Below are 8509 nucleotides of genomic sequence, written 5' to 3' on the forward strand. Positions count from 1 at the left end.
ACTTAAAAAAGGTAAACTATTTACTAGTTAATTAATCGGTTAAATAACCAGTTTAGAAAAACTGTTTAACCGAGAAAAAGAAGTTAAGAAAAGCTTCATCATTTATTGAAATGAGGGATTTATGAAATTCAGTAAAAAATATATAGCAGCTGGATCAGCTGTTATCGTGTCTTTGAGTCTATGTGCTTATGCATTAAATCAGCATCGCTCGCAGGAAAATAAGGACAATAATCGTGTCTCTTATGTGGATGGTAGCCAGTCCAGTCAGAAAACTGAAAACCTGACACCAGATCAGGTCAGTCAAAAAGAAGGAATTCAGGCTGAGCAAATTGTTATTAAGATTACAGATCAAGGATATGTAACGTCACACGGTGATCACTATCATTACTATAATGGGAAAGTTCCTTATGACGCCCTCTTTAGTGAAGAACTTTTGATGAAAGATCCAAACTACCAACTTAAAGACGCTGATATTGTCAATGAAGTCAAAGGTGGTTATATCATCAAGGTGGATGGAAAATATTATGTCTACCTGAAAGATGCAGCTCATGCTGATAATGTTCGAACCAAGGATGAAATCAACCGTCAAAAACAAGAACACGTCAAAGATAATGAGAAGGTCAGCTCAGATGTTGCTGTAGCAAGGTCTCAGGGACGCTATACGACAGATGATGGTTATGTCTTTAATCCGGCTGATATTATTGAAGATACTGGTGATGCTTATATCGTTCCTCACGGAGGACACTATCACTACATTCCAAAAAGTGATTTGTCTGCTAGTGAATTAGCAGCCGCTAAAGCTCATCTGGCTGGCAAAAATACGCAACCAAGTCAGCTAAGTTATTCTTCAACAGCTAGTGATCATACTAATCAAGCTATAGAGAAAGAATCAACTAGCAAGCCAGAAAGCAAAGTTGAAAATCTCCAAAGTCTATTGAAAGAACTCTATGATTCACCTAGTGACCAACGTTACAGTGAATCAGATGGTCTAGTCTTTGACCCTGCTAAGATTGTCAGTCGTACACCGAATGGAGTTGCGATTCCGCATGGCGACCATTATCATTTTATTCCTTACAGCAAGCTCTCTGCTTTAGAAGAAAAGATTGCTAGAATGGTGCCAATCGGTGGAACTGCTTCTACAGCTTCTAAAAATGAAAAATCTAATGAAGTAGCGCCTAGTCTTGGAAATCTTTCAAGTAATCCTTCTTCTTCAAAACTACCTTCCACATCTGATGGTTATATCTTTAATCCTAAAGATATTGTCGAAGAAACTGCTACAGCTTATATTGTAAGACATGGTGATCATTTCCATTACATTCCTAAGTCGAATCAAATCGGTCAACCGACTCTTCCAAATAATGGTCTAACAACACCTTCGCCATCTCTTCCAATCAATCCAGGAACTTCACATGAGGAACATGAAGAAGGTGGTCATGGCTTTGATGCCAATCGTATTATTGCTGAAGATGAAGCAGGATTTATCATGAGTCACGGTGACCATAATCATTACTTCTTCAAGAAGGACTTGACAGCAGAGCAAATTAAGGCAGCACAAGACCACTTGAAAGGGGCAAGTTCAGCAACACCAAATCCAACTCATGATGACGATCACGATGAAGATCATCATGGACACCATCATGGTGAAGAACACGATCATGGCTTTGATGCTAATCGTGTCATCAGTGAGGATGAGCAAGGATTTGTCATGAGTCATGGTGACCACAATCATTACTTCTTCAAGAAGGATTTGACAGCAGAGCAAATTAAGGCTGCACAGGATCATCTGAAAACACATCATGATGCAGAGCCTGTAAAACCTCTTGCTAAAACGGTAGAGTCTTTCTCAAGAGATGCTAGTGATGAAGAAAAGATTGCTTATATTTCTAAGACTTACGGTGTTCCACTTGAAGCTATCAGAATTTCAAACGGATTCTTTGTCTTTGGAAATCCAGACCAAGCCTACGATCCAACTCATATCCATCCATATGCTGTTCGTAAAGAACATGTTCGGATTCCTCTTCAAACTGGAAATCCAGAACTTGATTTCTTAAATGAACTCTATACTACTGCCTTACGTGATGGTGTATCTCCATATAGCTTGCAGGTAGAAAATGGTAGTTTTGTGATTCCTCATGGCGACCATAATCACTACATCAAGGTTCAAACGAAGGGCTATGAAGTAGCTTTGAAAAACAAAATTCCAGCTCTCCAATCCAACTATCAACCTGGAGCTTTTGATGAGAAGGCAGTTTTGGCAAAAGTAGATCAACTTCTAGCTGATAGCAGAAGTATTTACAAAGACAAGCCTATCGAACAAAGACAGATTGAGTTAGCCTTAGGTCAGTTTACTGAAAACATGAAGAAACTGGCAACTAACTCAACAGCAGGTTATCTTGCGACACTGGATCTCTTTGATAAGCAATATATCCATATTGATGAAAGTGTCAAACCAGTTGAAACAAGCGCTCTCGATAAGAAATATCAGGCCTTGATTGATAAAATCAACACACTGGATACAGACTCTTATGGACTTCCTAAGAAAGACCTTCTCGTTCGACTACAAGAAGCTAAATTGGCAAAAGATGAAACTGCTTTAGCAGCGGTTGAATCACAACTTCAAGCTCTTCAAGACTTTAATGATCGAACAGGTGTTACAACAGTGGAATACATCAAGTATTTCTACGAACACGTAAATGACGGTCGTTTAAGTGATGAACTCCGAAACAAAGTCGCTCAGTTGACTTGGACCTTGTATCAATCTCAATCCTTCCTTAAGGCAGCAGAATTGAACAAATTATTCCCAAGTATCTATCAGGCAAAACAAGAAGTAGAAGAAGCTTTGAAAGCTCAACCAACTACTGCTAAATCGACTAAGACAGTTCTAGATACTGAAAAAGTTGATAACCAAAGTGCTAAGACAGCTATTTATGGCTTCTTGAAAGAATTATACGGAGACTTTATGCCAGAAGAACATGTTAATCATGTTAGCAAGGAGCAAGTAGAAAGTCTTTTGAGCAAGGCAAATCAACTCTTGGAACAAATCCAAGAAGAAGGAATCAGACAATCCTTGGCAGAAGAAGTAGAAAATCTCAAAGCTGCCACAAACAAGGCTGATGCAAACTTGGACGAAGTAAACAGTCAGGTAAAAGATGTCTTGACTCGTATCGCTAGCGTCCTTCAACAAGAAAAGGAAAATGTTGAGCAAGATCCTCAGACACTTGTACTCTATCAAAAACTCTACGATATCCTCATGTCGCTTCATGCATATTTAGAAAATAATAAGGGTTCTGATGAGGACTTTGATAAGGTGGATGCATTATTAGACCAACTTTCTGCTAAGAGTAAGGATAAAGCTGCTTTACTTGAGTTGACAAAAGCTATTCTAGTCTTGAATCAAGAAATCAAGTCAAAAGCTAGCGCAAGTGAAGGAGCAACTCCAGCAACAAATGCTGAAGCAAATGATGATAAGACCAGTACCGAAACGGAAACATATGTAGCTGCGGAATCAAACAGTGAAACTGCAAGCGATGAAAACAAACCAAGCAACACAACAGATTCTAAACCTGCTGAAGCATCTTCAGAAAAGGAAACAACAGAATCTACAACAAGTACTGGAAATCAAGAAACACCAGTGGTATAAAAAGAAAGGCGAAGTAGCTGAGCTACCTCGTCTTTTTAGTCTTTATAAGCTACGATACCAATGATGGTATCAACTGCATGTTCCATGGTCTGAAGGCTGACGTATTCAAAACGCCCGTGCATATTTTCACCACCCGCAAAGATATTTGGAGTTGGGATTCCCATAAAGGAAATCTTAGAGCCATCTGTCCCACCTCGGATTGGTTCAATAATAGGCTTGATCCCTAAATCTTCCATCACGGCTTTAGCAATGGTAATTGGAGTCATGTCTTTTTCAATGACTTCTTTCATATTGTAGTATTGGTCTGTCAAGTTTAGGCTGACACGGTCGCTACCAAGTTCTTGATTCATCTTATCAGCGATAGACTGCATGGCTGCTTTACGCGCTTCAAAGGCATCTTTTTCAAAATCACGAATGATGTAGCTTGCACGCGCCTCCTCAACGCTCCCAGAAATATCCATAAGATGATAGAAACCTTGGTAGCCATCCGTTAACTCAGGTCGGTCATTCTCTGGAAGTTGATTATGAAAATCAATCGCTAGCTGAAGAGCATTAACCATCTGACCTTTGGCAGTACCAGGGTGGACATTGCGTCCTTGGAAATGGAGTTCAGCAGCAGCTGCTGAGAAGGTCTCGTACTGAAGTTCACCTAGTGGGCCACCATCAACAGTGTAAGCAAAATCAACATCAAAATCTTCTGCATCGAATTGATTAGCACCGACACCGATTTCTTCATCTGGACCAAAACCAACACGAATCTCACAGTGTTTGATTTCAGGATGGGCAGTCAGATATTCAATGGCAGTCATAATCTCAGCAATTCCTGACTTGTCATCAGCACCTAGCAAGGTTGTTCCATCGGTTGTGATGAGCGTTTGCCCTGGATATTTCTCAAGACTCTTAAAGTCAGCTGGATCGAGTTTGAAACCAGAATTTCCAAGATCAATCACACCACCATCGTAGTGTTCAATTACCTGTGGATTGACTCCTTCGGCATTAAAGTCAGCAGTATCCATGTGAGAGATAAAGCCAATCTTACGAGTCAAGCTAGGGTCGTTAGCTGGAAGAGTACCGATAGCAAAACCATTTGGTAGATAATAAACATTTTGTAATCCTACACGTTTCATTTCAGGAATTAGGACATTGGTTGCGAAGTCAACCTGACTCTGCGTACTTGGAGTAGTAGTAGAGTGTTCATCAGAGCGCGTGTTAACCTTAACATAGGTTAAGAAGCGGTCCAAGAGATTGGGGTAAGTCATAAAAAACTCCTTTTGAATTCATTTTTTCCATTGTATCATAGAAAGGAGAGAAAAACAAAAGACAGAAGTTCGAGAAATTCATTATGTTAGCGTTTACTTATCAGTGGATTCATGATAAAACAAACTTGATAAAAACATCACAAGAAAGCAGTTATGAAAAAAGTAATTTTAATAATGACCTTCTGTCCGCCAGAAGAGATTAGCTTTGAGGGTGTGGTTGGTCAGATGGAGGCAGATGGTATTGAGCAGTGTATTTGTTTGATTTTGGATTCCCTTTACTCGTTCTACTCTGTCATGGATACGAGAAATTTTTAGAAAGCAAACAATTTCAATTTTTAGTTGTCAAGAAGAAACTAGACTTGAATCCAGAGCAATATACCAACACTTGGCAAAGTGAAAGTAATATTGGTATTCTTCGGATTAAGCCAGATGTTTTGGAGTATTTTGGAGACCATCCAGACCACTATATTTTTGTACCAATTCGTTTTATCAGTGAACACATTGAAGTCTTGTTTGATAACGATATGAAATGTTATGAGTCTTGTCAAGAATGTGGGGTGAACTACCATCGTCCACCAATGCCAAATATGGATTCTCGTTTGATTGATGCTTTGATTAGTACAGTTAGAGCTAATGAGCATCAAGAATTTAAGAAATTTCTCCCAGACGAAGAGACTTTTGATGAGTTTGTTCCTTCAGATGAAACTAAAAATTTCTTGAACAAATCTCAAGATTTACAAATACCTAGATTTGTAAAAAATTGATTGAGAAAAAGGTCGTGAAAATGTTAAAACTCTTCGAAAATCTCTTCAAAGCACGTTAATGTCGCCTTACCGCAGGTATGGTTACTGACTTCGTCAGTTCTATCCACAACCTCAAAGCAGTGCTTTGAGCAGCCTGCGGCTAGTTTCCTAGTTTGCTCTTTGATTTTCATTGAGTATAAGATGCCTTATCTTATTGAGAGAAGGCTTGAAAAGCAGATAAATTACCAAAAGAGTAAAGAAAAAAGGATTTAGCTTTGTGCTAGATCCTTTTAATTGATTATTTTTTCTCAAGAAGGGTTTTGATTTCTTGAAGTACTTCCAACTCAGTTGGACCAACAGGAGCTTCTTCAGCTTCTTCTTTCTTAGTAAGGCTTTGAGCTTTTTCAATACCTTTGATAACGAAGAAGAGAACAGTACCGATAACTAAGAAGTTGATAACGGCGCTCAAGAAGCTACCATAACCAACACCATTCCATGAAAGTTCAGCGATACGCTCAACTTTAGCAGCCTTCAAAGCTGGGTTCAAAATAAGTGGAGTGATGATATCGTTAACAAGTGATGTAACAATTGCACCAAATGCAGAGGCAATGATCACACCGACAGCAAGGTCAACAACATTACCACGAAGCAAAAAGGCTTTAAGATCTTTTAACATTTTCATAATTTCCTTTCCAAAATTTTTACTCTTTATTATATATTAATTAAGAAATGCTTGCAAGCTATATGATTAATTTTTTCTTATTTTTTAAAAATAAATACCTTACTAAAAATATAATTAAGAATAATTATCAAAAATTGTGCAATGATAGTTTCAATTGCATTTATCTTGTCAATATTATTATTTACAAATTGCCCTATGATATGAGGGAATTGAGTCACAAACAGAAAAGTAAAAAGCAAATCTAACAGAAAAGTAGAAAGACGAGCTAGAGTAAATTTCATTAAACGGATAAGTCGATTCTTACTTGTTTGCTTAAACACGATTGTATCATTTGTGATAAAGGCAAAGAGAATACCGATACTATTTGCTAGGGCAGTAGCAAGGAGTTCCTGATGACTTAGTTGATAAATGACTAGTCTGGATAGAATAGAGACCAGAGTCGTCGCTAGTCCAAAAAAGAGATAAGCCAAAAGTTCGTTCTTAAAGAAGTTTTGAATACATTTTTTCATACTTTCAGTATAGCATAAAACAGGCTATTGTGCTATACTAGTAGGGTTGATTGAATCAACCCTTGGTGCTTAGCTTCTTTCACCAAGCATATTACACGCGGGCAACCGCCAAAGGAGAAAAGATGAAACAATTAACCGTTCGTGATGTAGCAGATATTGCAATTGTTGCTGCTATCTATGTCGTTTTAACTGTCACACCACCCCTAAATGCCATCAGTTACGGTGCTTATCAGTTCCGCATTTCAGAAATGATGAACTTTATGGCCTTTTACAATCCTAAGTACATTATCGGAGTTACTATCGGTTGTATGATTGCTAATTTCTTTAGCTTCGGACAGCTAGATGTCTTTGTTGGTGGTGGATCAACCTTAGTATTTCTCAGTCTAGGTGTTTGGCTTTTTGCAAAATACAGCAAAGACTATCTCTTTAATGGATTGATTCGAAAAGATCATTTCTTCTTTTCAATCCTCTTTTCACTTTCCATGTTTACCATTGCTGCCGAGTTGAATATCGTAGCGCAATTACCATTTTTCCTTACTTGGTTTACAACAGGAATCGGCGAATTTGCCTCATTGATAATTGGTGCAATTATCATTGGTAAAATTGGTCGTCGAATTGATTTAAGCAAATAGAAGAAGATAGGCTAGGTAGCTCTTACCTGGCTTTTTCTTATGGAAAATTTCTAAGGAACCTTGACAAGTTTTTCTAACTATAGTATACTTTTTAAGTAAGCTGATTTAGCTCAGTTGGCAGAGCGCATCCATGGTAAGGATGAGGTCGCCGGTTCAATCCCGGCAATTAGCATTAAATAGACAGAAAAGCCCTTGATTTACAAGGGTTTTTGTTATCTCTGCCCCAAATTTTCAAAGTTATTTTTTATTCATCTGTGTAAATAAAACTAATACTCAATGAAAATCAAAGAACAAACTAGGAAACTAGCTGCAGGCTGCTCAAAGCACTGCTTTGAGGTTGTGGATAGAACTGACGAAGTCAGTCACTATACGTACGGTAAGGCGACGCTGACGAAGTTTGAAGAGATTTTCGGGTAAATTTCCAAACTAAGTTCCACTGCTAATCCAAGTGGAAGTTAGTCTGATAAAAATTGGAAAAACCAGTGAAATGCGTGGGTAAATTCCCAAACTAAGTTCCACTGCTAATCCAAGTGGAAGTTAGTCTGATAAAAATTGTAAAAACCAGTGGAAATCCGTGTCAGGGTAAGTTCCACTGGTTTTTCTAATACTTGATTTCATCGCTTTTGTAGCCGAAAAGAATAGAAAAAAAGAGCGCACAAAATCCCCTCATCTGAAACGTTTAAATGGGATTGAAGATTAGTTTTTAGATTTTATGTTGGAGTAATGTAGACGACTGACAGACGTCTTCTGCAGGTATATTAGAAATGCCTAGAAGCTTAGGAATCTCTTCTCCATAGGTAAATGCAAAGAGCTCATAGGCTGACTTTCCATTCAAAGCAGCACGTTTGACGCTGTTGACATGTGAACAGACGAGATTAATATCCTCTTGAGTTAAGTTGTCAAAGGAAGTTCCTTTAGGTAGAATGTCGCGAATCAGCGTGTGATTTTTCTCAATTCTCCCTTTCTGGTCAGAGCGATTAGGGTCACAAAAGAAAAGCTTACTCTCTCCTCGCACATCCATTTCGATATCATCAACCCTGGCAA

5 protein-coding genes, 1 tRNA gene, 2 pseudogenes and 1 riboswitch are annotated in these 8509 nt (G+C 38.3%); of the genes and pseudogenes, 4 read left to right on the forward strand and 4 right to left on the reverse strand.

The annotated features are described in order from the left end of the window. Window positions 1-121: 121 nt before the first annotated feature. Window positions 122-3640: a pneumococcal-type histidine triad protein gene (locus tag D2908_RS10240; RefSeq protein ID WP_117305408.1), complete on the forward strand. Its 3519-nt coding sequence runs from the start codon at window positions 122-124 to the stop codon at window positions 3638-3640. A gap of 35 nt (window positions 3641-3675) precedes the next feature. Here the strand turns inward: D2908_RS10240 and pepT are convergent, their stop codons facing one another. Beyond that, on the reverse strand, window positions 3676-4899 hold the full coding sequence (pepT, locus tag D2908_RS05225) for a peptidase T (RefSeq protein ID WP_117305409.1): 1224 nt from the start codon (window positions 4897-4899) through the stop codon (window positions 3676-3678). Window positions 4900-5052: 153 nt separating this feature from the next. Here pepT and D2908_RS05230 point away from each other — a divergent pair. Further along, a pseudogene (locus D2908_RS05230) lies at window positions 5053-5663 on the forward strand (ferrochelatase). A 277-nt stretch (window positions 5664-5940) separates the two neighbouring features. On the opposite strand, the gene mscL reads toward D2908_RS05230, so the two are convergent. Both mscL and D2908_RS05240 read right to left on the reverse strand, forming a co-directional pair. Further along, on the reverse strand, window positions 5941-6318 hold the full coding sequence (mscL, locus tag D2908_RS05235) for a large conductance mechanosensitive channel protein MscL (RefSeq protein WP_117305411.1): 378 nt from the start codon (window positions 6316-6318) through the stop codon (window positions 5941-5943). Window positions 6319-6401: 83 nt separating this feature from the next. Then, complete coding sequence (locus tag D2908_RS05240; protein ID WP_117305413.1) at window positions 6402-6833, reverse strand: GtrA family protein; 432 nt, start codon at window positions 6831-6833, stop codon at window positions 6402-6404. A 28-nt stretch (window positions 6834-6861) separates the two neighbouring features. Continuing rightward, a riboswitch (PreQ1 riboswitch) is annotated at window positions 6862-6958 on the forward strand. On the opposite strand from D2908_RS05240, the gene D2908_RS05245 reads away from it, so the two are divergent. Both D2908_RS05245 and D2908_RS05250 read left to right on the forward strand, forming a co-directional pair. Then, a complete protein-coding gene (locus D2908_RS05245) occupies window positions 6956-7465 on the forward strand; it encodes a QueT transporter family protein (protein WP_117305415.1) in 510 nt (169 codons plus the stop codon). (Overlaps the previous riboswitch by 3 nt.) A 99-nt stretch (window positions 7466-7564) precedes the next feature. Beyond that, window positions 7565-7637: transfer RNA gene (locus tag D2908_RS05250), tRNA-Thr, on the forward strand. Between the two features lie 531 nt (window positions 7638-8168). Here D2908_RS05250 and D2908_RS05255 read toward each other — a convergent pair. Continuing rightward, a pseudogene (locus D2908_RS05255) lies at window positions 8169-8509 on the reverse strand (IS30 family transposase); the annotation flags it as partial.

Source organism: Streptococcus sp. LQJ-218 (genome assembly GCF_003428885.1).
Taxonomy (GTDB): domain Bacteria; phylum Bacillota; class Bacilli; order Lactobacillales; family Streptococcaceae; genus Streptococcus.

What these genes read in the sequence shown, in the direction of transcription:
- D2908_RS05245 (WP_117305415.1), top strand. Translation starts at nt 6,956, where the DNA reads ATGAAACAATTAACCGTTCGTGATGTAGCAGATATTGCAATTGTTGCT.
- mscL (WP_117305411.1), bottom strand. Translation starts at nt 6,318, where the DNA reads ATGTTAAAAGATCTTAAAGCCTTTTTGCTTCGTGGTAATGTTGTTGAC.
- D2908_RS10240 (WP_117305408.1), top strand. Translation starts at nt 122, where the DNA reads ATGAAATTCAGTAAAAAATATATAGCAGCTGGATCAGCTGTTATCGTG.
- pepT (WP_117305409.1), bottom strand. Translation starts at nt 4,899, where the DNA reads ATGACTTACCCCAATCTCTTGGACCGCTTCTTAACCTATGTTAAGGTT.
- D2908_RS05240 (WP_117305413.1), bottom strand. Translation starts at nt 6,833, where the DNA reads ATGAAAAAATGTATTCAAAACTTCTTTAAGAACGAACTTTTGGCTTAT.